This is a genomic window from Rahnella sp. BCC 1045 (genome assembly GCF_019049615.1).
Taxonomy (GTDB): Bacteria; Pseudomonadota; Gammaproteobacteria; order Enterobacterales; family Enterobacteriaceae; genus Rahnella; species Rahnella contaminans.
Map to the genome: position 1 here is coordinate 104,909 of NZ_JAFMOZ010000140.1, position 26,198 is coordinate 131,106.

Annotated in this window: 22 protein-coding genes and 1 other annotated feature; of the genes, 6 read left to right on the top strand and 16 right to left on the bottom strand. The window is 51.8% G+C overall.

The features are described 5' to 3' along the window. Window positions 1-2 precede the first annotated feature (2 nt). The 3 genes from lspA to ribF form a co-directional block, all read right to left on the bottom strand. Window positions 3-509, bottom strand: coding sequence for a signal peptidase II (gene lspA / locus J1782_RS21225; protein WP_101075118.1), 507 nt, complete (start codon window positions 507-509; stop codon window positions 3-5). Further along, window positions 509-3,325 (bottom strand): isoleucine--tRNA ligase, encoded by a 2,817-nt coding sequence (ileS, locus tag J1782_RS21230; RefSeq protein ID WP_217153866.1) that lies wholly within the window; start codon window positions 3,323-3,325, stop codon window positions 509-511. The genes lspA and ileS overlap by 1 nt, the downstream gene beginning before the upstream one ends. 62 nt (window positions 3,326-3,387) lie before the next feature. Further along, window positions 3,388-4,326 (bottom strand): bifunctional riboflavin kinase/FAD synthetase, encoded by a 939-nt coding sequence (gene ribF / locus J1782_RS21235; RefSeq protein WP_165058962.1) that lies wholly within the window; start codon window positions 4,324-4,326, stop codon window positions 3,388-3,390. A 439-nt stretch (window positions 4,327-4,765) separates the two neighbouring features. On the opposite strand from ribF, the gene rpsT reads away from it, so the two are divergent. Then, window positions 4,766-5,029: a 30S ribosomal protein S20 gene (rpsT, locus tag J1782_RS21240; protein WP_104923385.1), complete on the top strand. Its 264-nt coding sequence runs from the start codon at window positions 4,766-4,768 to the stop codon at window positions 5,027-5,029. Between the two features lie 88 nt (window positions 5,030-5,117). On the opposite strand, the gene nhaR is transcribed toward rpsT, so the two are convergent. From nhaR to dnaK, 4 genes are all read right to left on the bottom strand, one after another. Beyond that, a complete protein-coding gene (gene nhaR / locus J1782_RS21245; RefSeq protein WP_152325177.1) occupies window positions 5,118-6,005 on the bottom strand; it encodes a transcriptional activator NhaR in 888 nt (295 codons plus the stop codon). Window positions 6,006-6,071: 66 nt separating this feature from the next. After that, the gene (gene nhaA, locus J1782_RS21250; RefSeq protein WP_217153867.1) at window positions 6,072-7,250 is read right to left on the bottom strand and encodes a Na+/H+ antiporter NhaA; all 1,179 of its coding nucleotides are present in this window, start codon (window positions 7,248-7,250) and stop codon (window positions 6,072-6,074) included. 239 nt (window positions 7,251-7,489) lie between these two features. Beyond that, entirely contained in the window at window positions 7,490-8,623 is a 1,134-nt protein-coding gene (dnaJ, locus tag J1782_RS21255) for a molecular chaperone DnaJ (protein ID WP_165058956.1), read from the bottom strand. 100 nt (window positions 8,624-8,723) lie between these two features. Then, the gene (dnaK, locus tag J1782_RS21260; RefSeq protein ID WP_152325180.1) at window positions 8,724-10,625 is read right to left on the bottom strand and encodes a molecular chaperone DnaK; all 1,902 of its coding nucleotides are present in this window, start codon (window positions 10,623-10,625) and stop codon (window positions 8,724-8,726) included. A gap of 319 nt (window positions 10,626-10,944) precedes the next feature. Here dnaK and satP point away from each other — a divergent pair, with 319 nt between their 5' ends. Further along, window positions 10,945-11,544 (top strand): acetate uptake transporter, encoded by a 600-nt coding sequence (gene satP, locus J1782_RS21265; protein ID WP_165058954.1) that lies wholly within the window; start codon window positions 10,945-10,947, stop codon window positions 11,542-11,544. 72 nt (window positions 11,545-11,616) lie between these two features. Here the strand turns inward: satP and J1782_RS21270 are convergent, their stop codons facing one another. From J1782_RS21270 to tal, 3 genes are all read right to left on the bottom strand, one after another. After that, complete coding sequence (locus J1782_RS21270) at window positions 11,617-12,939, bottom strand: MFS transporter (protein ID WP_217153868.1); 1,323 nt, start codon at window positions 12,937-12,939, stop codon at window positions 11,617-11,619. A gap of 129 nt (window positions 12,940-13,068) precedes the next feature. After that, window positions 13,069-13,656: a molybdopterin adenylyltransferase gene (mog, locus tag J1782_RS21275; protein ID WP_152325182.1), complete on the bottom strand. Its 588-nt coding sequence runs from the start codon at window positions 13,654-13,656 to the stop codon at window positions 13,069-13,071. Window positions 13,657-13,779: 123 nt separating this feature from the next. Next, window positions 13,780-14,733, bottom strand: a complete 954-nt coding sequence (tal, locus tag J1782_RS21280) for a transaldolase (RefSeq protein ID WP_152325183.1) — start codon at window positions 14,731-14,733, stop codon at window positions 13,780-13,782. A 275-nt stretch (window positions 14,734-15,008) separates the two neighbouring features. On the opposite strand from tal, the gene J1782_RS21285 reads away from it, so the two are divergent. Then, window positions 15,009-16,436: a sodium:alanine symporter family protein gene (locus tag J1782_RS21285; protein ID WP_217153869.1), complete on the top strand. Its 1,428-nt coding sequence runs from the start codon at window positions 15,009-15,011 to the stop codon at window positions 16,434-16,436. A 112-nt stretch (window positions 16,437-16,548) separates the two neighbouring features. Continuing rightward, window positions 16,549-17,322: a peroxide stress protein YaaA gene (gene yaaA / locus J1782_RS21290; protein ID WP_152325185.1), complete on the top strand. Its 774-nt coding sequence runs from the start codon at window positions 16,549-16,551 to the stop codon at window positions 17,320-17,322. Window positions 17,323-17,389: 67 nt separating this feature from the next. Here the strand turns inward: yaaA and thrC are convergent, their stop codons facing one another. From thrC to J1782_RS21315, 5 genes are all read right to left on the bottom strand, one after another. Then, window positions 17,390-18,679 (bottom strand): threonine synthase, encoded by a 1,290-nt coding sequence (gene thrC / locus J1782_RS21295; RefSeq protein ID WP_165058950.1) that lies wholly within the window; start codon window positions 18,677-18,679, stop codon window positions 17,390-17,392. A 24-nt stretch (window positions 18,680-18,703) separates the two neighbouring features. Next, window positions 18,704-19,633 carry a homoserine kinase gene (gene thrB, locus J1782_RS21300; protein WP_152325187.1) on the bottom strand — a complete coding sequence of 310 codons (930 nt, stop codon included), beginning with the start codon at window positions 19,631-19,633 and terminating at the stop codon, window positions 18,704-18,706. 1 nt (window position 19,634) lies between these two features. Then, window positions 19,635-22,094: a bifunctional aspartate kinase/homoserine dehydrogenase I gene (gene thrA, locus J1782_RS21305; RefSeq protein ID WP_208950030.1), complete on the bottom strand. Its 2,460-nt coding sequence runs from the start codon at window positions 22,092-22,094 to the stop codon at window positions 19,635-19,637. Between the two features lie 34 nt (window positions 22,095-22,128). Then, window positions 22,129-22,245: a sequence feature (Thr leader region), on the bottom strand. Beyond that, on the bottom strand, window positions 22,184-22,252 hold the full coding sequence (thrL, locus tag J1782_RS21310; protein ID WP_071823645.1) for a thr operon leader peptide: 69 nt from the start codon (window positions 22,250-22,252) through the stop codon (window positions 22,184-22,186). Its footprint overlaps the feature before it by 62 nt. A 216-nt stretch (window positions 22,253-22,468) precedes the next feature. Beyond that, entirely contained in the window at window positions 22,469-23,155 is a 687-nt protein-coding gene (locus J1782_RS21315; protein WP_152325189.1) for a tRNA/rRNA methyltransferase, read from the bottom strand. Window positions 23,156-23,820: 665 nt separating this feature from the next. Here J1782_RS21315 and arcA point away from each other — a divergent pair. Next, a complete protein-coding gene (gene arcA / locus J1782_RS21320; RefSeq protein WP_013577079.1) occupies window positions 23,821-24,537 on the top strand; it encodes a two-component system response regulator ArcA in 717 nt (238 codons plus the stop codon). A gap of 102 nt (window positions 24,538-24,639) precedes the next feature. Here arcA and creA read toward each other — a convergent pair whose 3' ends face one another. Further along, entirely contained in the window at window positions 24,640-25,122 is a 483-nt protein-coding gene (gene creA, locus J1782_RS21325; RefSeq protein WP_152325365.1) for a protein CreA, read from the bottom strand. A 206-nt stretch (window positions 25,123-25,328) separates the two neighbouring features. Here creA and robA point away from each other — a divergent pair, with 206 nt between their 5' ends. After that, window positions 25,329-26,192, top strand: coding sequence for an MDR efflux pump AcrAB transcriptional activator RobA (robA, locus tag J1782_RS21330; RefSeq protein ID WP_152325190.1), 864 nt, complete (start codon window positions 25,329-25,331; stop codon window positions 26,190-26,192). Window positions 26,193-26,198: the final 6 nt, after the last annotated feature.

The window sequence follows — 26,198 nt, forward strand, 5'->3', positions numbered from 1 at the left end:
ACTTATCCTTTGCTCTTTTCCGCTTCTTTAGGTTTTGCCAGAAAACCTTCCAGCACGACCAGCGCTGCACCGACGCAAATAAAGCTGTCAGCCAGATTGAACGTCGCGAAATGCCAGTTGCCGACATAGAAGTCGATAAAGTCGACCACGAAACCGTGATACAGGCGGTCGAACAAATTACCTAACGCCCCGCCGATAATCATCGCAAACGCGATGTTATTGAGTTTTTGCTTCGCGGTACCGCGGTACATCAGTACCACCAGCGCCACGACGATTGCCAGTGCAATCACAGCAAAGAACCAGCGCTGCCAGCCGCCTTTATCTGCCAGGAAGCTAAATGCTGCCCCGTGGTTTTGCGCATAGAACAGGTTTAAATACGGGATCAGCGGCATGGATTCGCCAAGCTGGAAGTTCCCCATGATGAGGAACTTACTGCCCAGATCCACGATGATGACCACGACCGCCAGCCAGAGCCAGCGGAGTCCGGTGGAACAGATCGATTTACTCATTATGCAAACTTACGCTCTTCGCCGTCGCCGGCAATGTTGGTCACACAGCGGCCACAGAGTTCGCTGTGTTCCGCGTTCTGGCCGACGTCAGTGGTGTAATGCCAGCAGCGCGGGCACTTGTCGCCTTCTGCTTTTGCCAGACCAATTTTCAGGCCTTTGAGCAATTCACTTGGCTGAGCGGATTCGTCAGCTTCTGACAGCGCAGCCACTTTAGCGCCGGAGGTCAGCAGCACGAAGCGCAGTTCATTGCCCAGTGAGCGCAGATCGGCCGCCAGAGCGTCATCGGCATACAGCGTGACCGCCGCTTCCAGAGAACCGCCCAGACGTTTATCGGCACGCGCCTGTTCAATCACTTTGTTCACTTCGCCACGAACTTTCAGCAGCTCATCCCAGAACGCATCGTTCATGGATTCGTTACCGGTCAGGCCAAACAGACCGTCAAACCATTCTTCGGTGAAGACGAATTTTTCACGCTGGCCCGGCAATTCAGCCCAGATTTCATCCGCTGTGAAGGACATGATCGGCGCCATCCAGCGAACCAGTGCTTCACTTATGTAATACAGCGCGGTCTGGCAGCTGCGACGTGCAACGCTGTCGCTTTTGGCGGTGTACTGGCGGTCTTTGATGATATCCAGATAGAAAGAACCCATCTCGATGGAACAGAACTGCATCAGACGCTGAACCACACCGTGGAAATCATAGGCTTCATACGCGGCAATGATCTCTTCTTGTGCGGCTTTCGCGCGGCCAACGGCCCAGCGATCCAGAACGACCATGTCTTCCGGAGCCACGCTGTGCAGCGCCGGATCGAAACCGTTAAGGTTCGCCAGCAGGAAGCGCGCGGTGTTACGGATACGGCGGTAAGAATCCGCGGCACGTTTGAGGATTTCGTCGGACACGGCGATTTCACCGGTGTAATCCGTTGACGCGACCCACAGACGCAGGATGTCGCCACCCAGTTTGTTCATCACGTCCTGAGGCGCGATGGTGTTACCGATGGATTTGGACATTTTGCGACCCTGACCATCCACTGTGAAACCGTGCGTCAGAACTTGTTTGTAAGGCGCTTTGCCTTTCATGGCTGTCGAAATCATCAGTGAAGACATGAACCAGCCGCGATGCTGGTCGGAGCCTTCCAGATACAGATCCGGGGAATGGCCGTTGAACTCAGGACGCACATCCACAACAGAAGAATGCGTAGAACCGGAGTCGAACCACACGTCCAGCGTATCAGGCACTTTGACGTAATCGGCGGCGTCTGCACCCAAAATATCTTCAGGGTTCAGATCCCACCACGCCTGAATGCCGTCAACTTCAACGCGTTTTGCGACTTCTTCCATCAGCTCAAGGCTGCGCGGATGCAGTTGCTCAGTGTCTTTGTGAACAAACAGAGACATTGGTACGCCCCAGGTACGCTGACGGGAGATACACCAGTCAGGACGGTTAGCGACCATGTTTTCGATACGCGCCTGACCCCAGTCCGGGATCCACTGAACGCCTTTGATCTCTTCCAGTGACTGCTTACGCAGGCCTTTCTGATCCATGCTGATGAACCATTGCGGCGTGGCGCGGAAGATGATTGGCGTTTTGTGACGCCAGCAGCATGGGTAACTGTGCGTGATTTTCTCAACGTGCAGCAATGCGCCTTTTTCACGCAGCAGTTCGACGATCAAATCATTGGCTTTAAAGACAAACTTGCCGTCCAGCGTCGGGTAAGTTCCCGGCAGGTAACAACCATTCGGGCCAACCGGGTTAGCCACTTCCAGACCATATTTCTGGCCGATAACAAAGTCATCAGGACCGTGGCCCGGTGCGGTATGAACAGCACCCGTACCTGCGTCGAGCGTAACGTGATCGCCCAAAATAGCCGGAACATCGAAGCCCAGGAACGGGTGTTTGAAGCGCTGCAATTCAAGATCTGCACCTTTGCATTCGCCCAGCACAGACCATTCTGCGATACCGGCGCGTTTCATCACGCTTTCAACCAGATCGGTTGCCAGAATCAGACACTGGCCTTCCACCTGAACCAGCTGATAAGAGAATTCAGGATTCAGGGAAATTGCGCGGTTTGCAGGCATGGTCCACGGCGTGGTGGTCCAGATAACCAGAGAGATCGGGCCATTAAAGGAAGCCGCACCGAATTTCGCTGCCACAGCCGCTGCGTCAGTGGCGTTAAACATCACATCGATAGACGGGGACGTTTTGTCGTAATACTCAACTTCCGCTTCAGCCAGTGAAGAGCCGCAATCGGTACACCAGTGAACAGGTTTCGCACCTTTATGCAGGTGACCGTTACCGATGATTTTGCCCAGCGCACGGATGATGTTGGCTTCAGTTTTGAAGTCCATGGTCAGGTATGGGTGATCCCAGTCGCCCAACACGCCCAGACGGATGAAGTCTTTCTTCTGGCCTTCAACCTGTTCTGCGGCATATTTACGGCACGCTTCGCGGAACTCAGCCGCCGTCACTTTCTCACCTGGCTTGCCGATCAGTTGCTCAACTTTCAGCTCAATCGGCAGACCATGACAATCCCAGCCCGGAACATACGGCGCATCGAAGCCCGCAAGCCCTTTGGACTTGATAATCATGTCTTTAAGAATTTTGTTTACTGAGTGACCAATATGAATGCTGCCGTTCGCATACGGAGGGCCGTCATGCAAAATAAAGGTTTTTTTGCCTTTCTTGGCAGCACGAATAATCCCGTACAGATCCTGGTCATACCAATTTTTCAGCATGTCAGGTTCACGCTTGGCCAGATCGCCACGCATCGGGAACCCTGTTTCCGGCAAATTCAGGGTGTTCTTGTAGTCACTCATAGATTCTCGGTTCCGTTTTTCGGCTGGATTCCAGGCTTTGTTACACGCCTGTCAGTACATGTTTAGCGTGGTGTCTTTAACCCAAAGAATTCCCGGGCCGTCACCTCATCGTTCGCAATTTGTTGCTTCAAAGCATCAAGCGAGGAAAAACGCTGTTCGTTGCGCAATTTCGCGCGAAGCACCACGTCAATGTGGCGCCCGTATAGATCTAATGTGGTGTCGAGAAGGTGCACTTCCAACTGCTTGCGCACACCGCCGACCGTCGGGCGTATACCAATATTGGCTACGCCCGGCAAAGGCTCAGGCCCGAGGCCTAATACGTCCACAGCATAAACACCGCGCACGGGTGAAACCACGCGTTTGAGCGGCACGTTGGCCGTTGGGAAGCCGATGGTACGCCCCAGTTTGTCGCCGTGAACAACGCGGCCGGAGATACTGAACGGATGGCCCAGTAAATTTTCGGCCAGCGCCAGATCGTCATCGCGCAGCGCATCGCGAATTGCAGTGCTGCTGATACGATTGCCGCCTTCGCGGAAGGTTTGTGTGCTGATCACTTCAAAGCCATATTCTTCACCGGCTTTCTGTAACAGCTCAAAATCTCCCAGACGGCGCGCGCCGAAGCGGAAATCATCCCCGACAGTCAGGAATCTGACGCCCAGTTTCTCCACCAGCAATTTAGAGATAAATTCCTGAGCAATATGCGCTGCGAACCGGGGTTCGAAGCGTACGCATAACAGATAATCTACTCCGCACTCGGCCAGATACTTGGCTTTGTCACGCAAACTGGTCAGGCGCGCAGGTGCTTTATCACCGGCGAACAGTTCCAGCGGCTGTGGCTCAAAAATCATTACCATCACCGGCAGCCCCAGACGTTGACCTTCCAGCTTTAGCTGTTTGATCAGGGCCTGATGACCACGGTGTACACCATCAAAATTGCCAATAGTCAGCACACATCCATGATGACGTGCTCGAATATTGTGTATTCCGCGAATTAGCTCCATAGCTGGCTCAAATCCAATGCTGACTCATAAAGATGGAAATCGGCGGATTATACCTTGTACAGCCTCCAAGGTTAACCAGCGATTCACAGGATCACACCATTCTCCCTTGCATACGGCAGATATTGCGGTTCAAATGGACGAGTGGCGATGAAAATCTTTCGTTGCATACAGGGAATGCGTGACTTTTCGCATAAACAAGGCGTTAATGGCCGCAGTGGGCAGTTTGTACACTCTCCTGTCGATTTTTCTCGCGAAAGACTGTATTCCGATGCCGGAAGCTGTTAAAATCCTGCGCCATCACAACGTAACAAGCGACGATTAAAGTTTACGCTTAAAAGCGCCGCTTATTTGCACAAATCCGTTGACAAAAGAAGACCGAAAAGGCATATTCCTCGGCCTTTGAATTGTTCATCAATAGAAAAATATTTGGGAGTTGGCCTTGGCTAATATCAAATCAGCTAAGAAACGCGCCGTACAGTCAGAAAAACGCCGTAAGCACAACGCGAGCCGTCGTTCAATGATGCGTACCTTTATCAAAAAGGTACACGCGGCTATCGCAGCAGGCGACAAAACTGCTGCACAAAATGCATTTAACGAAATGCAACCAATTGTGGACCGTCAGTCTTGCAAAGGCCTGATCCACAAAAACAAAGCAGCGCGTCATAAGTCAAACCTGACTGCGCAAATCAACGCAATGCAATAATCGCATTACGCTGAAATGCTTTGATAAAAAAACCGGCCCAGGCCGGTTTTTTTATATCTGAAATTTGAGTCGTTTCCGGTTTCCGGTTTCAGGTAAATAGCGCCGAAAAGTCAGTGTGACAAATCCGCTGTACCGAAGGATGCTGGATCATCCTTTCCGCAAAAATCACGTAATACTCTTCCATGATCCCTTCTACACGCCCGACCTCTTCAATTTTCTCATCCTGAAACTCCGTCGAGGAGTAGATAGCCGGTGCGACAAAAATGGCATCGTTGTTCATTCCGAATGCTTTCATCAGCGCCGCGTCATCGAATTCCCCGAGGATATTGACGTTCAGCCCCTGTGTCGTAAACCAGTTCAGCAATTTACGCCCTAACATCGAACGGCGGCCGGGAATAAGCAGTGGGCGTTGCTCAAGGCAGGCCGGAAAATCTACGCCATCCAGCGGCTTGCAACAAAAGAAGCTGATCGGGCTTTCGCCCAGTTTGACTGAAAATAGCCCTTCCTGCTGGGTAGAATCCACCGGACAATCGGACAAAATCATATCCAGCTTATGCAAACTTAGCTGTTCGAGCAGCATTTCGTGTGTCGATTCAAAACAGCGTAAATGAATTTGCGCATTTTCTGGTACGGCGGCTTCCAGCACACGGCTGACCAGACGTTTAGACAACGCATCCGCAACGCCTACATCAAACAGCAGGCTCGACTCTTTGCGGTAATTCACGATATCCAGCATTTCCTGACTCAGGGTGAACATTTTGTCCGCATAGCGATAGACCAGCTGACCCAGCTCGGAAGGTATCAGCCCGCGCCCTTGCCGCTTAAAAAGTTTACCGCCGAGCCTTTCTTCCAGTGATTTGATCTGGCCGGTGATTGTTTGCGGGGTGAGATACAACGCCTCGGCGGCTCCCACAACAGAACCTGATTTACACACGTGCCAAAAATAATACAAATGGTTGTAGTTAATATGAGGCATGGTTTCATCCTTTTCTGAAGCACGAGATTGCTATCAGGTTGCGCGACTCAGCGCGCAACCTGTCGGTCAATGTTTAACAACTTTCTTTGGCAAAGCACGGCTCAACAGCACATATCCAAGCAGTGCCGAAGCCACTGATCCCATCAGTATGCCCATTTTCGCGTAAGTCAGCAGTGCCGGATCCCGCAGGGCGAAAGCCAGTGAACCAATGAAAATCGACATGGTGAAACCAATGCCGCACAGCACGGAAACGGCTGAAATCTGGCCGAATGAAATCCCTGACGGTAAACGGGTGATGCCCAATTTAAGCGCCACGCTGCTGAACAACATGATGCCCAGCGGTTTACCCAGCAATAAGCCGGCCGCAATCCCCATTGGCAGCAGGGAAAATGCGCCGGAAGCCGTCACGCCCTGCAAAGAAATCCCCGCATTCGCAAAAGCAAAAATGGGCAAAATAAACCAGGCAACGTACGGATGAATTCCGTGCTCCAGGCGGCGTGCCGGTGAAGCCTTATTTTTTTTAGTATTCAGCGGGATCAGAAACCCGAGAACCACGCCCGCCAATGTCGCATGGATACCTGATTTCAGAACGCATACCCAGAAAATTGCACCAATCAGCAGGTAAGGCGTCAGTTTAGTGACCCCGCGCCAGTTAAGGCAGGCCAGCGCGGCGACGCAGACTGCCGACAATCCCAGCGCCATCATCGAAATATCGTGGCTGTAGAACAGCGCGATAATCACGATGGCACCCAGATCATCAATGATGGCCAGCGCCAGCAGGAAAACTTTCAGCCCGGTCGGTACACGTGATCCCAACAGCGCCATAACCCCCAACGCAAAAGCGATATCCGTTGCAGCCGGGATTGCCCAGCCCTGACGTGCAATTTCGTCATTGCCGTTGAACAGCAGATAAATCAGCGCCGGAACGATCATACCGCCCAGCGCGGCGATAGCCGGGAACAGCGCCTGCTCGCGATTGGCCAGTGCGCCTTCACACATCTCCCGCTTAACTTCCAGACCAATCATCAGGAAAAACACCGCCATCAGGCCGTCGTTAATCCACAGCAAAAGCGGTTTGTCGATCAGCAATTCAGAGAAGCGCAGCGTGACCGGAATATCTAAAAACGCCTGATAAGCGCCCTGCAACGGGCTGTTTGCCATAACCAGTGCCACAACGGCGGCAATGATGAGCACAATTCCGCCCGCAGCTTCCATACGCAAAAAACGACGAATTAAATTCGACATTCTGACTCTCCTGTTAATTAAGCGTGGCTAAAAACGGGACGCCACAATGGGATGCGCGAATTGTACGCAGTGATTCACTTCGTAAAAACTCGTTTATTTCTGGAGTATACCTCGGTTTTTACGAATTATTTATTGGCCGCTTTCACCGTTTTTTTAAAAAAATCCCATAAAAAAATCCCCGGCGCGAATTGCTGCCGGGGATTTGTCTGGACTATACCGTTCCTGTTTGCAGGAACCGGTTAACGTGTCAGATCATCGAAAAACTTTTTCACGCCGTCCAGAAAGCTTTTAGAGCGCGGACTATTTTTTTCGCCCGATACGCCACCAAAGCTTTCTTCCAGATCACGCAGCAATTGTTTTTGCTTTTCGCTCAGGCTGACCGGGGTTTCGACTACAACACGGCACATTAAGTCGCCCTGCGCGCCGCCACGTACGGATTTCACACCGCGTCCGCGCATACGGAACATCTTGCCGGTTTGCGTTTCGGCTGGGATCTTCAGGCTCACGCGACCATCAAGCGTAGGAACCTCAATTTCGCCACCCAGTGCAGCCATCGCAAAGTTGATTGGCACTTCGCAGTACAGGTTGTTGCCTTCGCGCTCAAAAATTTTGTGCGCTTTGACCTGAACCTGAACGTACAGATCGCCTGACGGTGCGCCATGCTCACCCGCTTCGCCTTCACCTTCCAGACGAATACGGTCACCGGTGTCTACACCTGCAGGAATTTTCACGGACAGCGTTTTCGAACGTTCTACGCGGCCATGACCGTGACATTTGTTGCACGGATCTTTGATAACTTTACCGCGCCCCTGACAGGTCGGACATGCCTGTTGCACAGTAAAGAAGCCCTGACGCATCTGCACCTGGCCCGCACCGTGACAGGTTGGACAGGTCGTTGGTGAGCTACCCGCTTTCGCGCCGCTGCCGTGGCAAACGTCACATTCATCCAATGTCGGGATGCGGATTTCTTTGGTGACACCACGAACGGCCTCTTCCAGAGTCAGATCCATGTTGTAACGCAGATCTGAACCCCGGCTGGCACGCTGACGGCGACCGCCGCCAAAGATGTCGCCAAAGACGTCACCAAAGATGTCGCTGAAATCTGCACCGCCGCCGCCGTAACCACCGCCACCGCCCATGCCGCCCTGTTCAAAGGCTGCATGACCATACTGGTCATAGGCCGCACGCTTTTGCGCATCGGTCAGAATTTCGTAAGCTTCTTTAATTTCTTTAAATTTGCTTTCAGACTCTTTATCGCCCTGATTACGGTCAGGGTGATGCTTCATTGCCAGGCGCTTGTAGGCCTTTTTGATTTCGCGCTCATCGGCCGTTTTAGAAACGCCCAACAGCTCGTAATAATCTTGCTTCGCCATGCTTTTTCCTGCCCTCAACATGCGTGCACGGGCGTAGAGTTTCCTCGACGCCCGTGCTGGTTTTCAGTAATGAACTCTTACTGTGCCCGCTAAAGGGCGATTATTTCTTGTCTTTAACTTCTTCGAATTCAGCATCAACAACGTCGTCATCTTTCTTCGCGCTGTCATCGCTGCCTTCGGTCTGGCCTTGCTGCTGAGCCATTTCCATCAGTTTGCCGGAAACCTGAACCAGCGCCTGGATTTTCGCTTCGATATCAGCCTTGTCTTCACCTTTAGCAGAAACTTCCAGTGCTTTCAGGGCTTCTTCAACCGCAGTTTTGTCTTCAGCTGGCAGTTTGTCGCCGGCTTCTTCCAGTTGCTTACGGGTTCCGTGGATCAGGTGGTCCGCCTGGTTGCGGGTCTGAACCAGTTCTTCAAACTTACGGTCGGCTTCAGCATTCGCTTCAGCATCGTTGACCATTTGCTGGATCTCTTCTTCCGTCAGACCAGAAGATGCCTTGATGGTGATCTTCTGCTCACGGCCGGTATTTTTGTCTTTCGCAGACACATGCAGGATACCGTCGGCGTCAAGGTCGAAGGTCACTTCGATCTGTGCCTGACCGCGTGGCGCTGCCTGAATACCGTCCAGGTTGAACTGACCCAGAGATTTGTTATCACTTGAACGTTTACGCTCACCCTGCAACACATGGATGGTTACTGCAGACTGGTTGTCTTCCGCAGTAGAGAACACCTGGCTGTGTTTTGTCGGGATAGTGGTGTTTTTGGTGATGAGCGGAGTCATCACGCTGCCCATGGTTTCGATACCCAGAGACAACGGAGTCACGTCCAGTAACAGAACGTCTTTAACATCACCTGCCAGCACACCACCCTGAACTGCTGCACCGATTGCCACAGCTTCGTCCGGGTTCACGTCTTTACGTGGTTCTTTACCAAAGAATTCAGCAACTTTCTTCTGAACCATTGGCATACGCGTCTGACCACCGACCAGGATCACGTCCTGAACGTCAGATACAGACAGACCTGCGTCTTTCAGAGCCACTTTCAGTGGTTCAATACAACGGTTAACCAGGTCTTCCACCAAAGATTCCAGTTTTGCACGGGTCACTTTGATGTTCATGTGTTTTGGACCGGTTGCATCCGCAGTGATATACGGCAGGTTAACGTCGGTCTGCTGAGCAGAAGACAGTTCAATCTTCGCTTTTTCAGCCGCTTCTTTCAGACGTTGCATTGCCAGCGGATCATTACGCAGATCCATACCTTGTTCTTTCTTGAACTCTTCAACCAGATAGTTGATCAGACGGCTGTCGAAGTCTTCACCACCGAGGTGAGTATCACCGTTGGTTGCCAGAACTTCGAAGGTTTTTTCACCGTCAACTTCGTCGATTTCGATAATTGAGATATCGAAAGTACCACCACCGAGGTCGTATACCGCGATAGTGCGGTTACCGACTTCACGATCCAGGCCGTAAGCCAGTGCCGCTGCGGTCGGTTCGTTGATGATACGTTTGACTTCCAGACCTGCGATACGGCCGGCGTCTTTCGTTGCCTGACGCTGAGCATCGTTGAAGTATGCAGGTACAGTGATAACAGCTTCAGTTACTGGTTCGCCCAGATAATCTTCAGCAGTTTTCTTCATTTTCTTCAACACTTCAGCAGAGATCTGCGGAGGTGCAATTTTCTGACCTTTAATGTCGATCCAGGCGTCGCCGTTGTCGGAGCCTACGATCTGGTAAGGCATGATGCCTTTATCGCGTTGTACTTCTTCATCCTGGAAGCGACGGCCAATCAGGCGTTTGATCGCAAACAAGGTGTTCTGCGGGTTGGTCACTGCCTGACGTTTAGCCGGAGAACCTACCAGAGTCTCGCCATCTGCCGCATAAGCGATGATGGAAGGAGTGGTGCGGTCGCCTTCAGCATTCTCCAGTACACGAGCAGTCGTGCCATCCATGATAGCTACACAAGAGTTGGTGGTGCCCAGGTCGATCCCAATAATTTTACCCATCTAAAACGTCTCCACTTAAATTCATATTCGTTCAGGTTGCTACTGTATATGAGGACGATCTTTTCGATTTCAACAGCCCCATATTACGGTTTTACCGACGGTAACAACTGCGGTTGAGGATAAGATGGGGCCATGACGCTCAGCATCAAGGGGCAAAGTGAAAAAAAATCTTCAATTGCTGTTACGCCAGATCAATGTTTACTGACGCAACCCTCCTTATGATGCCGCGCGCTTCTAAAGATATGCGGCTTTTTTACCCATTTCCCAAGCGTTTCTTCCCCCGATTATCAATTAATAATAATTCTGATACAGAGGATCTATGCAGACCAAAACGTTGGCAAATCCAGGCCCGCTCGGGTTAATGGGATTTGGTATGACTACTATCTTGTTGAATTTACACAACGCAGGCTTTTTCCCGCTGACCGCTGTTATTGTCAGCATGGGCATTTTTTATGGTGGTTTGATTCAAATTCTTGCAGGGATGATGGAATTTAAAAAAGGGAATACCTTCGGCACCACGGCGTTTACCTCCTACGGTGCGTTCTGGCTGAGCCTGGTCGGTATTCTGATGCTGCCACGCATGGGCATGGCCGATGCCAGCAGCGAAAGTTTCCTGGGCGCTTATCTGGGCATCTGGGGCGTTTTCACTCTCTTTATGTTTTTTGGCACGTTGAAAGCAAACCGTGGTTTACAGGTCGTTTTCGGCAGCCTGACTATATTGTTTGCCCTGCTGTGTTTCGGCAACATGACCGGCAATACAGCAGTTCTGCATTTTGCAGGTTTTGAAGGTATCTTCTGTGGCGCCAGCGCGATTTATCTGGCGATGGCCGAAGTGCTCAACGAGCAGTATGGCCGTACCGTTTTGCCGATTGGCGAACCGAAAAGCTACGCTCGCGATGTGAATGCGGTTACGGCATAACGCACGACGTATCAGATGAAAAAGCCCCGATGAACGGGGCTTTTTTTTGCGCCAAAAATGAGTTTAAGAAACTTACTGGCCGGAAGCGGCGCCTTCTGCAAATTTAGCTTCGCGGGCGGTTTCACTGTTCAGATCACGGCTGAGATAAATGCCGGTCAGTAAACCAATCACGGACAATGCCAGCACGTAATAAGCCGGTGCCATAGGTGTCAGACGCATGATAAGCGTCACGAACACCGGCGTCAGGCCACCAAAAATGGCATAAGCCACATTGTAAGAGAAAGAAATCCCGGTAAACCGCACTTCCGCCGGGAAAGCCCGCACCATCACATACGGCACCGCGCCAACCACTCCCACGCTTAAACCGGCCAGCGCGTACATTCCCATCAGCACAGACGGGTCAGCCGCAACCATATGATAGAAAGACCAACTGCAAATACCGAGGAAGAGGCTGCCGATAATAAACGTCTTACTGGCGCCCAGACGATCCACAACACTGCCCGAAATAATGCAGCCGAACATCAGCGCAACAGTGGCGAGGCAGTTTGCCTGCAACGCCGCTGCCGCCGGAATACCAAACTGTTTTTGCAGCCACGTTGGCGTCATCAGAATAACGACTACGATCCCCGCGGACAGCAGCCATGTCATCAGCATCGACACCACGATTTCTTTTTTATGATTCGCGACAACGGCCTTCAGCGGCAATTCTTCGGCCAGCGCTTTGTGGGCTTTCATCTCGATAAAGACCGGCGTTTCCTGCAACCAGCGGCGCAGATACAGGGCGATTAACCCGAAGATCCCACCGATAAAGAAGGGAATGCGCCAGCCATACTGGCTGATCGCGGCAGGCGCCATACTGGTGTTCAGTAAAGTTGCCACAAGAGAACCCAGCAGGATACCCATTGTCAGGCCAGCTGTCAGCGTTCCGCAGGCAAAACCAATACGGTTACGCGGGACGTGTTCCGCCACAAAAACCCAGGCTCCCGGCACTTCGCCGCCGATCGCTGCGCCCTGCAAAATACGCATCAGTAACAGCAATAACGGTGCGGCAATGCCGATCGAAGCGTACGTCGGCAGGAGCCCCATCGCCAGCGTCGGTAACGCCATCAGCAGAATACTCAGGCTGAACATCCGTTTGCGACCAACCAGATCCCCAAAGTGCGCCATGATAATGCCGCCCAGCGGCCGCGCCAGATAACCGGCGGCAAAAATGCCAAACGTCTGGACCTGACGCAGCCAGTCGGGCATATCAGCCGGGAAGAAAAGGTCGCCAATAACCGCAGCGAAGAAGACGAAAATGATGAAATCGTAGAATTCGAGGGCGCCGCCCAGCGCAGCCAGGGAAAGCGTTTTGAAGTCCTGCCGGTTCAGCCGGCGCGATTGTGCGTGTTGCATAAGAGTCCGTGTAACGCCAGAGTGAAAATGGAAACGGTTTTTGCCGCTTTCTGTAAAGTAATTATTACTATAGCGGCAAATATTTTTCACACCAGAGCGCCTGAATCTTATTTCAAAAACAAAGCGTATTCAGTTTTTTGTGTCGCGACGGGCACTTTTTGGACGAAATGCTGCTACCACATGGTCGTGCGTTTCAATATACGGCCCGTCGAGCAACTGGATGCAGTAAGGCACGCTGGCGAAAATACCGGAAACGATCACTTTGCCTTCCGCGTCTTTCAGCCCTTCCAGCGTTTCCTGAATAGATTTGGGCTGTCCCGGTAAGTTGAGGATCAGCGCCTGTTTGCGGATCACGCCGACCTGACGCGATAAAATTGCCGTCGGGACAAAGTGCAGGCTGATCTGACGCATCTGTTCACCAAAGCCCGGCATCTCACGATCGGCGATGGCCAGCGTGGCGTCCGGTGTCACATCACGGCGCGCCGGGCCGGTTCCGCCGGTAGTCAGCACCAGATGACAGCCGCTTTCATCGACCAGCTCGCTGATCGCCTGTTCAATCAGAGGTTGTTCATCCGGAATAAGCCGGGTTTCGAGCTTAAAGGGCGTGATGAGCGCTTTCTCCAGCCATTCTTCCAGCGCCGGAATACCTTTGTCCTGATACACCCCACCCGACGCACGGTCTGACACCGATACCAGACCAATTCGCAATTTATCCATGCCATTTCTCCGTGACAAAATCTGCTTTCAATAAGCCTCATTATATCGATAACGGCACGGGGTTTTATCGCAGACACAAAAAAAGCGGCTGATTAGCCGCTTTTTGTCGAAACTGAGTGCTGATTACAGCAGGTCAGAAATCATTTTTTCCAGTTTGCCCTGATCGATTGCAAACTTACGGATGCCATCTGCCAGTTTGTCGATCGCCATTGGATCCTGGTTGTGGTCCCAGTAGAACTGAGCTTCAGTCAGTGGCGCAGGGCGTGGCTTGGTTTCGCCGGAGAAGGACAGTTTGCGTTCCAGCGGACCTTCGCTTTCAGCCAGCTCTTTCAGCAGCGCAGGGGCGATAGTCAGACGGTCACAGCCAGCCAGTTCAATGATTTCGCCGATGTTACGGAAGCTTGCGCCCATCACGACAGTTTCGTAGCCGTGTTGTTTGTAGTATTCGTAGATTTCGGTCACAGACACAACGCCCGGATCTTCATTCGGCGCGAACTCTTTTTTGTCGCCGTTGGCTTTGTACCAGTCGAGGATACGGCCAACGAATGGAGAAATCAGGAACACACCGGCTTCTGCACATGCACGTGCCTGAGCGAAGGAGAACAGCAGCGTCAGGTTACAGTTGATGCCTTCTTTTTCCAGTTTTTCCGCTGCGCGGATACCCTGCCAGGTAGAAGCCAATTTGATCAGGATACGGTCATTACTGATGCCCGCATCGTTGTACAGTTTGATCAGGCGTTTCGCTTTTGCCACGCTCGCGTCTGTGTCGTAAGACAGACGTGCGTCAACTTCAGTTGAAATACGGCCCGGGACAAGTTTCAGGATTTCCAGACCGATGTTCACTGCCAGTTTGTCAGCTGCATCAGTAATCTGCTGATCGTGATCGCTGCTCTGGTCACGTGCCCAGGCGATTGCTTCGTCGATCAGTTTACGGTATTCAGGAATTTGCGCAGCGCTGAGGATCAGTGACGGGTTAGTGGTCGCATCCTGCGGCTGGTACAACTTCATTGCCGCGATATCTCCGGTGTCAGCAACAACCTGAGTCATTTGGCGTAGGGAAGTCAGTTTATCGGTCATTTTGGCATATCTCATCGTTTGGACGTTTTCGTATAGGCATTTTCATGCCTTGCCTTTGGCTGATGATAACATGCAAAAAGCCACGCGCAAGGCGCTTATCACGGCATGCTCGGCTACGAACATCTATGGATTTCTCACCTTCCAAAACACACAAAATCAGCCAATTTGCATATGTCCCCGTTTCAATAAAAAAGGTATGTTAGCCAACCAAAGTGGTCATAGCCCTCAGAGCGAACAACTAAAAAAATGAAGGGTTTATCAACCAAGGATAATTCATGAATGATCTGCTGGATTTTTTTGACACCATTCTCTGGAGTTCCATCCTGATTTACCTGCTGTTTGGCACCGGCATTTACCTCACCATTCGCCTGAGTTTCATCCAGTTCCGTCGTTTCAGACATCTGTTTTCCCCTGCCCTTTTTACGACTGGCCGCGATCCACGAGGAATGTCACCCTGGGGCTCGCTGTGCCTGAGTTTATCCTCACGTATTGGTACCGGTAACCTGACCGGCGTGGCGATAGCCATTACCCTCGGCGGGCCCGGCGCGATTTTCTGGATGTGGGTCATCGCCGTTTTCAGCATGGCAACGGCCCTGATTGAAAACACGCTGGCACAGATATACAAAGGCGCGGGCGAACGCGGTAAATTTCGCGGCGGACCGGCAGATTACATGGAGAAAGGGCTGGGCATGCGCTGGATGGGCATTCTGTTTTCCTTCCTGATGGTTGTCTCCTGCGGCTTTGTTTTCAGTGCGTTACAGGCTAATTCCATTGCTCAGGCCTCCTTTCATTTGCTACATGTTCCCCATCTGACCACCGCCGCTATTCTGGCTACGATGACCGCTCTGCTGATTTTTGGCGGTATACGTTCTGTTATCTGGCTGTCCAAATGGATGGTTCCGCTGACGGCCATTGCGTACCTGCTGCTGGCGATCTGGGTCATCGGTCATAACATCGAAAAATTGCCGCAGGTGATTGCGCTGGTCTTCAAAAGCGCTTTCGGCTTACAGGAAGCGGCCTCCGGCGCTCTGGCTTATGGCGTCACGCAGGCCATCACTCAGGGAATGCAGCGCGGCGTTTTTGCGAGCGAAGCGGGCGTCGGTTCGTCACCAAACGCGGCGGCGATGGCGTCGGTCACCCACCCCGCCACCATGGGCTTCAACCAGATGTTTGCCGTCTTTATCGATACCGTGGTGATTTGCACCGCCACGGCGCTGATTGTGCTGACGTCAGGCGTGCTTGATCATCCGGACGCGCCTTTTGGTATCCGCTTATTACAGCAGGCCATCACGCCCGCAACGGGCGGGTGGAGCCACATCGCACTGGCCGTGCTGGTGTTTTCCTTCGCCTTTACTTCTATCTCAGGCAACTACGCGTATGCGGAAAACAATCTGAGTTTCGTTCACCGCGCCGCGCCGTATAAATTGCTGATTTTCCGCCTGATGGTCATCGGGATGGTGTTCTGCGGCTGTCTGATGGAACTGCATATCGTCTGGAAACTGGCGGATATCTTCATGGCGCTGATGGCAATACTGAACCTGACCGCACTGCTGCTGCTTTCGGGCGTGGCGGTCAAAGTGGTGAAAGACTACGAACGCCAGCAACGTATGGGGAAAATACCGGTTTTTAATCCCGACCATTTCCCGGAATTACGCGACCAGCTGGAGCCGGGAATTTGGGATAAAAAAACGTCCCGGCGCTGACAGTTAAGCTTTTACCTATCGATATCATGGCTCCCCCGCGGCGGCTTTTTTGCTACAGTAGTGCAACGAAAAAATCCCAAATTTAAAGCGTCACTGACCAACGGACGAGACCATGCTGACCATTATTTCACCTGCCAAAACGCTCGATTACGAAAGCCCGCTTGCGACAACGCGCTATACCCAACCTGAGTTGCTGGATAAATCGGCTCAGTTGATTACCGTGGCGCGTAAAATGTCGCCTGCGCAGATCTCTTCACTGATGGGGATCAGCGATAAACTGGCCCACCTGAACGCCGAACGCTTCAATGACTGGCAGCCGGATTTCACGCCGAAAAATGCCCGTCAGGCGCTTCTGGCCTTTAAAGGTGATGTGTATACCGGCCTGCAGGCGGAAGATTTCAGCGAGAAAGATTTCGATTTTGCCCAAAAACATCTGCGCATGTTGTCCGGTTTATACGGCCTGCTGCGTCCGCTGGATTTGATGATGCCGTATCGTCTTGAAATGGGTATCCGTCTGGAAAACCCGCAGGGCATGAATCTGTATGCTTTTTGGGGCGATTTACTGACTGAGAAACTCAACCTGTTGCTCAGCGAACAAAAAAGCAAAGTGCTGGTAAATCTGGCATCCGATGAATACTTCAAAGCGGTAAAACCTAAACTGCTGAATGGCGAAATCATAAAGCCGGTATTCCTCGATGAGAAAAACGGCAAATACAAAGTCATCAGCTTCTATGCCAAAAAAGCACGTGGCCTGATGAGCCGCTTCATTATCAAAGAGCGTCTGGATAAGCCGAAACAACTTCAGGATTTCAATCTGGAAGGTTACGAATTTGATGAATCACGTTCACAGGGCAATGAACTGGTATTTACCCGCCCTGAACGCTGAGTTTACTGAGTCGTAAACATAAAAAAGCCCTCACGAAGAGGGCTTTTGCATTTGTGAATCAGCGTATTTATTCAGGCAGCGCCATCAGGAATGCACGCATTTCGCTGAAGTCAGCCGGGAGATTGTGCGACAACAATGGCAGGTCTGCACGATCTGCCAGTTCTTTCGGCAAACCGATGTCCTGATCCAAAATCGCTTCCACGCTCTCTTTGAATTTTGCCGGATGCGCGGTGCCGATGAACAGGCCGAATTCGCCCGGTTGCAACTGGTCACGCAGTACCCGGTAAGCAATCGCCGCGTGAGGTTCAGAAATATATCCGATATTCGCCAGCTCGCGCATCGCGTCTTCGGTGGTGTCGTCACTGACCGCGCCGAAGCCCAGATCTTTCAGCTGCCAGGTTTTACGGCGATACAGTTCTTCCACGCGCGGCCAGTTGTTTGGCTGGCTGACGTCCATGGCGTTCGACAATGTCGCAACGGTTTTCTTCGGTTCCCATTCGCCATTGCTCAGGAAACGCGGCACGGTGTCATTGGCGTTGGTGGCAGCTATAAAACGCTTCACCGGCAGACCGAGAGATTTCGCCAGCAAACCGGCAGTCAGATCACCAAAGTTACCGCTTGGTACAGAAACTACCAGCTGATTACGGGCTTCCTGAGGCAGTTGTGCCACGGCTTCGAAGTAATAGCAAATCTGCGCCAGCAGACGGCTGATGTTGATGGAGTTCGCGGAATTGAGCTTCAGGACATGTTTCAGTTCTTCATCATCAAACGCCTGCTTGACCAGCGCCTGACAGGCATCGAAATCGCCATCGATAGCCACGGTGTGAATATTGCCACCGAGAGTACAGAACAATTTTTCCTGAAGCGGGCTGATTTTGCCGCGCGGATACAGGATCACTACACGAACGTTTTTCAGACCGTGGAAAGCGTGCGCCACAGCAGCACCGGTATCACCGGATGTTGCGGTCAGGATCGTGACCGGCTGATCGCCAGAAACCTGCGTCAGGATCTGCGCCATGAATCGGCCACCGAAATCTTTAAATGCCAGGGTCGGGCCGTGGAACAGCTCCAGACAGGCAATATCGTCCTCCACTTTTGCGACAGGCGCCGGGAAGGCAAACGCGTTTTTCACGCGCTGATGCAATTCATCTTCAGGAATTTCATCGCCGATGAAAGCAGAAAGAATGCGCGTGCTGCGGGTGACGAAATCCAGATCCAGCAGGCGGTCAATTTCAGTCAGCTCAAACTCCGGCAGGTCGAGCGGGAAGAATAATCCCTGTTGTTTGCCCAGACCTTGTTTGACGGCCTGCGCAAAACTCACTTGCTCGTTGTGATCCTTCAGGTTGTACAGTTTCATTAGTTATCCCAGTCGATTATCGAGTTATCCCAATACCCGCGCGCCAGCGGTATCCAGACGACAAATATGAACAAAGCCTTCGTCATTTTGCAGATAGTGTGTCTGCAACCAGTCGGCCATACGTTTCGCCGTTGCGCTGTCATTGCAGACGGCAAACAGCGTCGGGCCGGAACCGGAAATCCCGCAAGCCAGCGCACCGATTTCTTCGGCCGCGCTGCGTGCTTCGGCAAAACCCGGCAGAAGACGTGTGCGGTAGGGTTCGGCGATCACATCTTTCATCAGCTTCGCGGCCAGCGCCGGCTGCTGTGTGTGGCACGCATGAATAAAGCCCGCCAGATAACGCCCGTGGCTGATGCAATCCTGGCGGCGATACTGCGCCGGTAAAATCGCGCGCGCTTCCGCCGTCGATACTTTGATGCCCGGATACGCCATCACCCACAGCCAGTCGTCAAAACTTGGCACGTTCTGGCTGATGATATCCAGCTCTTCGAGCATCAGCTGGATGCCACCCAAATAGCATGGTGCGACGTTATCAAAGTGCACACTGCCAGAAATTCGCCCTTCCAGCTCGCCCATCAGCTCCAGCATTTTGTTGTCGCTGAGCGGCTTGCCGCAGAATTCGTTCATTGCCATCAGACCGGCAACCACCGAACAGGCGCTGGAACCTAATCCGGAGCCGATCGGCATATTTTTTTCAAGCGTCATAGCCACCGGCACATCTTTGCCGATTTCCTGACAGAAACGCTGCCAGCACTGATAAACGATGTTGTCTTCCATCCGGTCAGGCAGTTTGGAAACAAACTTGCCTTCGTTTTTCAGGCTGAATTTTGTGGCGGCTTCTACCGATACGCAATCACCCAGAAGCGTGCCATCCACCGGAGACACTGCGGCGCCCAGAACGTCAAAACCTACGCTGACGTTCCCAATTGAAGCCGGGGCATACACCTTAACCATATTAAACTCCTAACTTCCATGACAGCGTTCTCAAAAGATCGGCAAACACACCCGCCGCCGTCACATCATTACCGGCACCATAACCGCGCAACACCAGCGGTAACGGCTGATAATAGCGGCTGTAAAACGCCAGCGCATTCTCACCATTTTTTACTTTATAAAGCGGGTCATTACCATCGACAGCGTCAATTTTTACCTTGCAGCGCCCTTCTTCGATAGCGCCGACGTAGCGCAATACTTTACCCGCTGCCGTCGCATCCGCAACGCGCTGAGCAAATTCGGCGTCCAGTCCCGGCAGTCGTGCCACAAATTCATTTACATTGCCCGAGGAATCAAACGATGCAGGCAAAACAGATTCCACATCGATATCCGATAATTCCAGCTTATAACCGGCTTCACGCGCCAGAATAAGTAACTTACGGGCGACGTCCATACCCGACAGATCATCACGCGGATCCGGCTCGGTGTAGCCCATCTCGCGCGCCTGCAAGGTGGCGGCAGACAGTGACATACCTTCGTCCAGCTTACCGAAAATGAAGGACAGCGATCCGGAGAGGATCCCGGAGAAACGCAGCAGTTCATCGCCCGCATTCAGCAGGTTTTGCAGGTTCTCGATAACCGGCAAACCGGCGCCGACGTTGGTGTCGTACAGGAATTTGCGACGCGAACCATCTGCCGCTTTGCGCAGCTGATGGTAATAATTCATCGATGAGGTATTGGCCTTTTTGTTCGGCGTGACGACATGGAAACCATCGGCCAGGAAGTCGGCATATTGGTCCGCCACTTCCTGGCTGGAAGTACAGTCAACAATCACCGGGTTCAGCAGATGGTATTCCTTCACCAGGCGGATCAGACGGCCCAGATTCAGAGGCTCTTTCGCCGCGCCCAGTTCGTCCTGCCAGGTATCCAGCGGAATGCCGTGAACGTTGGTGAGCAACGCGCGGGAATTGGCAATACCGCAAACGCGCAGATCGATATGTTTGGTTTTCAGCCAGGCCTGCTGACGGCGGATCTGTTCGATCAACGCCCCGCCCACACCGCCGACACCAATCAGAAAGACTTCGATAACCTGATCGGTGTTGAACAACATCTGGTGGCTGACGCGGACACCGGTAGTGGCATCTTCGTTATTCACCACAACGGAAATGGAACGCTCAGAAGAACCCTGCGCGATGGCGACGATATTGATATTGGCGCGCGCCAGTGCGGAGAAGAATTTCGCCGAGATTCCGCGCAGTGTACGCATGCCGTCGCCGACCACAGAAATCACGGCCAGTTTTTCCATAACGTCCAGCGGCTCAAGCAGACCATCTTTCAGCTCAAGATAGAACTCATCTTCCAGCGCCTTGCGTGCGCGAACCAGCTCACTTTGCGGCACGCAGAAGCTGATGCTGTATTCAGACGAAGACTGGGTGATCAGCACAACGGAAATCCCGGAGCGCGACATCACTGCAAAAACGCGCGCCGCCATGCCGATCATCCCTTTCATTCCGGGGCCGGAAACGTTGATCATCGCCATGTTATTCAGATTGGTGATGCCTTTTACCGGCGTGCTGTCATCAAGACTTTCACTGCCGATCAGGGTTCCCGGCGCCTGCGGGTTAGTGGTGTTTTTAATCAGGCAAGGGATCTGGAACTGGGCAATCGGCAGGATGGTACGCGGGTGAAGGACTTTCGCGCCAAAATACGAAAGCTCCATGGCTTCCTGATAGGACATCGATTTCAGCAAGCGGGCATCGGGCACAGTGCGCGGGTCGCAGGTATAAACGCCGTCGACGTCAGTCCAGATTTCACAGCAGTCAGCGCGCAAACAGGCGGCCAGTACGGCGGCTGAATAGTCGGAACCGTTGCGGCCCAGCACCACCAGTTCGCCTTTTTCGTTACCGGCAGTGAAACCGGCCATCAGCACAATGTGATCGGCAGGAATGGCGCTGGCGGCAATACGGCGGGTGGATTCGTTGATATCGACAGTGGATTCAAGATAGTGGCCCTGAGCCAGCAGCTTTTCGACAGGATTAATGACGGTGACGCCAAACCCTTTCGCGATGAAAACGGCCTCCATAATGGCGATAGAGAGCTTTTCGCCACGACAGATAATTGAGGCGTTCACGCTGTCCGGGCATTGCCCCAGCAGCGCGATGCCGTGCAGTAACTGTTTAAGCTGAGCGAATTCCTGATCAACAAACGCTTTCACTTTCGGCAAATCAAAGCCCGGTTGCTGTGCTGCCAGACCGGTAATCAACTGACCAAAAATGTTTTCTGCGTCGCTCAAGATGGTCTTGATGTCTTGTCCGGCGACAGTCCGTTCAATCATGGCAACCAGATAGTTGGTAATTTTGGCAGGCGCGGATAATACCGTCGCGACCTGTCCCTGACGCGCATTGCTTTCCATAATGTCCGCAACCCGCAAGAAGCGTTCTGCGTTTGCTACCGAGGTCCCGCCAAATTTCAACACTCGCATTTCTGGTTCTCTCCTGAAGCTCTCGTTTAAATGTAAAAAAAAAGCCCGCACTGTTTAGGTGCGGGCTTTTTTTCTTTTTCCTGTACGCGTCAGCCCGCCCCGTTACCTGTGGTATCGGTGGTGGTAATAATTGTTGTGTTCAGGCTGATGATTCGCATTTTATTTTTCTGTCTGTCTTTAGGTTTGTACTCTGTCTGCCTCTATTAGCTAAAGCATAAGGCACAATAAGTCAATTTTTTTCTGTTTTTGCCCGGTTAATCACGGACAGAATCAAATGGATAATGAGCTGCCATTAAAATCATTTTCAGTGTTATCCGCAGGTCTGTTTCCTTCACACCGAAGATCACACCAGTGAAGCGGGTATTCCCGTCAGATCATTGGGTCAGCTTTTTTTCGATGTCATGCAGCAATGTGTGCAGCATTGCTGCGTCACGCTGCTGCAAAAGACCGAGCCTCTGATGCAGCCAGTCGGACAGTTTCTGGTCGTCTCCGGCACCGACATTTTCCAGTAAACGATCCACTCTTCCACGCAGCGCAGACAACTGTCCTTCCTGCGCGTTTTCCGCTTTCGCCGACGTCACCTGATTCAGCGCTGACAGCTGATAGCAGAAAACCATCACCGCCTGGCCCAGATTCAGCGAGGGGTAATCTGCCACCATCGGGACGCCGGTCAGAACATCGGCAAGTTCCAGCTCCTCATTCGTCAGCCCGGAATCTTCGCGCCCGAACACCAGCGCCGCGTGGTTTATCCAGTCGCTCTTCTCTTCGAGCTGAACCTGCAATTCCTGCGGCGTGCAGTAATAGTGAAAACGCGCGCGGCTGCGTGCGGTGGTGGCAACGGTAAAATCAATGTCGGCCAGCGCTTCGGCGAGCGTATTGAAATGCAGCGCATTTTGCAGGATTTCCTGCGAACCGTGCGCAACCCAGCCGGCTTCCGGTTTGAGATGCGCCTCGCTGTCTACGATGCGCAATGACGCGAAGCCCATCGTTTTCATTGCCCGGGCAGCCGCACCGACATTTTCCGGGCGGGCCGGAGAAACTAAAATAATATGAAGTTGCATGTCGCGCCCCTGCAAAGAGTGAATGAAATTGCCGCCTGTTTTACAGCGATGAAATTTTATCCGATTCCAAAACTATTCATCGCTTATATTCTTCACAAGAACTTAACAGTCGGCTCAATATATTCTTTTATTTTATCGGAAAAGCTTACCCGATACGAAAAAAAGGTGCTGGTGCGGTTAAGCCGACTTTAAAGAAAAATTTATCATTATTTTTCATAAAGATATATAATAAGAATACATACAGATTTTGCATTTATCTTTCGTTGCTTGATGAATTGCTGAATCGTGTACAATAAAGGCCGAAATGTGACTCAAGCGTGCATTCTTGTAAGTGTTTTTCACTGTTCTGTTACCGTGCTACAATTGAACTTGATATATGTCAACAAACCGTAATTTTGTTGGGTGGTAATTTCGGCACTCGCTGTTATATTGCTGTTAATAGGGTTAGGATGTTCGCCGCTTTAGAACCCCGTGGAACTGCAGAAAGTGGAATCCCTGACCGAGCTTGCGATGTTGTTGCCGTTGATGGAAATTGCATCGAGAACGCGTTTACGTACTTTAGTCATGTAACGAGTGAGATGGCCAATAAGGCATCAAAATTCATCGGGATAACAAGGACTTCTGTACTCCTATTTTCTATTTGTTGGCAATCTTAGGTAGCAATCATGCAGACCCCTCACATTCTGATCGTCGAAGACGAGTTAGTGACACGTAATACGTTAAAGAGCATTTTTGAAGCAGAAGGCTACATGGTGCATGAAGCCAATGATGGAGCTGAAATGCACCACATTCTGTCCGAAAATGACATCAATCTGGTTATCATGGATATCAACCTGCCAGGCAAAAATGGCCTGCTGCTGGCACGCGAATTACGCGAACAAGCCAGCGTTGCACTGATGTTCCTGACGGGCCGCGACAACGAAGTCGACAAAATTCTGGGGCTGGAAATCGGCGCTGATGATTACATCACTAAGCCATTCAACCCGCGCGAACTGACTATCCGCGCACGCAATCTGTTATCCCGTACGATGAACCTGGGCACGACCGGTGAAGAACGTCGTCTGGTCGAAAGCTACAAATTCAATGGTTGGGAACTGGACATCAACAGCCGTTCACTGATCAGCCCGCAGGGCGAACAATACAAGTTACCGCGCAGCGAATTCCGCGCGATGCTGCACTTCTGCGAAAACCCGGGCAAAATCCAAACCCGTGGCGACCTGCTAAAGAAAATGACCGGTCGCGAGCTGAAGCCGCATGACCGTACTGTTGACGTCACCATTCGCCGCATTCGTAAACATTTCGAAGCGACGCCAGATACTCCGGAAATCATCGCGACCATTCATGGCGAAGGCTACCGTTTTTGTGGTGATCTGGAAGACTAATACAGAAGGTTGCCAACCGCTCTGTAGACGATGCAGCAAAACGTTAAAGGCCAGCGAAAGCTGGCCTTTTGTTTGAGTTCTGCTTTGAACATCCTCAAAAACTTACGGCGTCGTATGCGCCCACGGAATGATCGGAACAGCGCTCAGCGCATTTTTAGGTGAGCCATCGACGACTTTGTCTGAGTAACTCAGATAGATAAGCGCGTTACGTTTTTCATCGTAAAAGCGAACAACCTGAAGCTTTTTAAACACCAGTGACGTCCTTTTCTGAAAGACTACAGTTCCCTTGTCTTTGCCTTGTTTAATCTTATCGCTCAGTTCGATGGGGCCGACCTGCTGGCAGGAAATCGCCGCATCAGACGTGTCTTCTGCCAACCCTAATCCGCCTTTAATCCCGCCGGTTTTCGCGCGACTGATATAACACGTTACATTTTTAATATCAGGATCATCAAAGGCCTCGACGACGATTTTATGGTCCGGTCCGAACAATTTGAAGACCGTATCGACCGACCCGACTTCCTCGGCATGCGCTGCCCCGGAACAAATAACAAACATCCCAAATACAAAAATCCAACACTTTTTCATTAAGTTACTCCACGCCATGAGCATGACGTTGTTTTCTAAAGAAACCCCATTCGGAAAGCGTGCATTCACAGTTTCTGAATGAAATACTCTGTAACACCTGCAAATAGCACAGATAGCCAAAAAATTCTTAGGAAGTCTTATCAGTAAAAAGTTGCTATTATGCGCGCAACATTCTGTGAATTATCTTAGCTCAACGAGGACGATCTATGGATCAAGCAGGAATCATTCGTGACCTTCTTAGCTGGTTAGAAACCCATTTAGACCAGCCCTTGTCACTCGACAATGTCGCAGCCAAGGCCGGCTATTCCAAGTGGCACCTGCAGCGGATGTTTAAAGATGTCACAAACAATGCAATCGGTGCTTATATTCGCGCGCGTCGTCTTTCTAAAGCCGCCGTCGCTTTACGCCTCACCAGTCGCCCCATTTTAGATATCGCCCTTCAGTACCGTTTTGACTCTCAACAAACGTTTACACGGGCATTCAAAAAGCAATTTGCTCAAACTCCGGCGCTGTACCGCCGTGCTGAAGACTGGCATTCTTTCGGGATCTGCCCGCCAATTCGCCTGGGTGCGTTTATTCTGCCTCAGCCGGAATATATCGCGCTGCCTGAACAGCATCTGATCGGTATGACGCAAAGTTACGCCTGTACGCTGGAACAAATCACCACGTACCGTAACGAAATGCGCCGCCATTTCTGGCGTCAATATATTGGTGAAGCGAAAACGCTGCCACCGATACTTTATGGCCTGCACCATTCGCGTCCAAGCCAGGAAAAAGATGACGAACAGGAAGTCCTTTATACGACCGCGCTTGAGCCTGGGCATCTGCCGGAAAATGTTGAAGGTCAGCCGATTGTGTTGCAGGAAGGTGAATATGCCATGTTCCACTACAATGGCACGCCTGAGCATTTGCAGGAGTTTATTCTGACGTTGTACAGCACCTGTCTGCCAACGCTGAAACTGACCCGCAGAAAGGGACAGGATATCGAACGCTTCTACACTAATGGCCGTGCTCCCGGCACTGCACCATTAGAAATACAGTGTGATTACCTGATCCCAATCCGCCGCTAACGCCTC

Coding starts and splice junctions, on each gene's coding strand:
- lspA (WP_101075118.1), bottom strand. CDS start 509: ATGAGTAAATCGATCTGTTCCACCGGACTCCGCTGGCTCTGGCTGGCG.
- ileS (WP_217153866.1), bottom strand. CDS start 3,325: ATGAGTGACTACAAGAACACCCTGAATTTGCCGGAAACAGGGTTCCCG.
- ribF (WP_165058962.1), bottom strand. CDS start 4,326: ATGGAGCTAATTCGCGGAATACACAATATTCGAGCACGTCATCATGGA.
- nhaR (WP_152325177.1), bottom strand. CDS start 6,005: ATGCCTCATATTAACTACAACCATTTGTATTATTTTTGGCACGTGTGT.
- nhaA (WP_217153867.1), bottom strand. CDS start 7,250: ATGTCGAATTTAATTCGTCGTTTTTTGCGTATGGAAGCTGCGGGCGGA.
- dnaJ (WP_165058956.1), bottom strand. CDS start 8,623: ATGGCGAAGCAAGATTATTACGAGCTGTTGGGCGTTTCTAAAACGGCC.
- dnaK (WP_152325180.1), bottom strand. CDS start 10,625: ATGGGTAAAATTATTGGGATCGACCTGGGCACCACCAACTCTTGTGTA.
- satP (WP_165058954.1), top strand. CDS start 10,945: ATGCAGACCAAAACGTTGGCAAATCCAGGCCCGCTCGGGTTAATGGGA.
- J1782_RS21270 (WP_217153868.1), bottom strand. CDS start 12,939: ATGCAACACGCACAATCGCGCCGGCTGAACCGGCAGGACTTCAAAACG.
- mog (WP_152325182.1), bottom strand. CDS start 13,656: ATGGATAAATTGCGAATTGGTCTGGTATCGGTGTCAGACCGTGCGTCG.
- tal (WP_152325183.1), bottom strand. CDS start 14,733: ATGACCGATAAACTGACTTCCCTACGCCAAATGACTCAGGTTGTTGCT.
- J1782_RS21285 (WP_217153869.1), top strand. CDS start 15,009: ATGAATGATCTGCTGGATTTTTTTGACACCATTCTCTGGAGTTCCATC.
- yaaA (WP_152325185.1), top strand. CDS start 16,549: ATGCTGACCATTATTTCACCTGCCAAAACGCTCGATTACGAAAGCCCG.
- thrC (WP_165058950.1), bottom strand. CDS start 18,679: ATGAAACTGTACAACCTGAAGGATCACAACGAGCAAGTGAGTTTTGCG.
- thrB (WP_152325187.1), bottom strand. CDS start 19,633: ATGGTTAAGGTGTATGCCCCGGCTTCAATTGGGAACGTCAGCGTAGGT.
- thrA (WP_208950030.1), bottom strand. CDS start 22,094: ATGCGAGTGTTGAAATTTGGCGGGACCTCGGTAGCAAACGCAGAACGC.
- J1782_RS21315 (WP_152325189.1), bottom strand. CDS start 23,155: ATGCAACTTCATATTATTTTAGTTTCTCCGGCCCGCCCGGAAAATGTC.
- arcA (WP_013577079.1), top strand. CDS start 23,821: ATGCAGACCCCTCACATTCTGATCGTCGAAGACGAGTTAGTGACACGT.
- creA (WP_152325365.1), bottom strand. CDS start 25,122: ATGAAAAAGTGTTGGATTTTTGTATTTGGGATGTTTGTTATTTGTTCC.
- robA (WP_152325190.1), top strand. CDS start 25,329: ATGGATCAAGCAGGAATCATTCGTGACCTTCTTAGCTGGTTAGAAACC.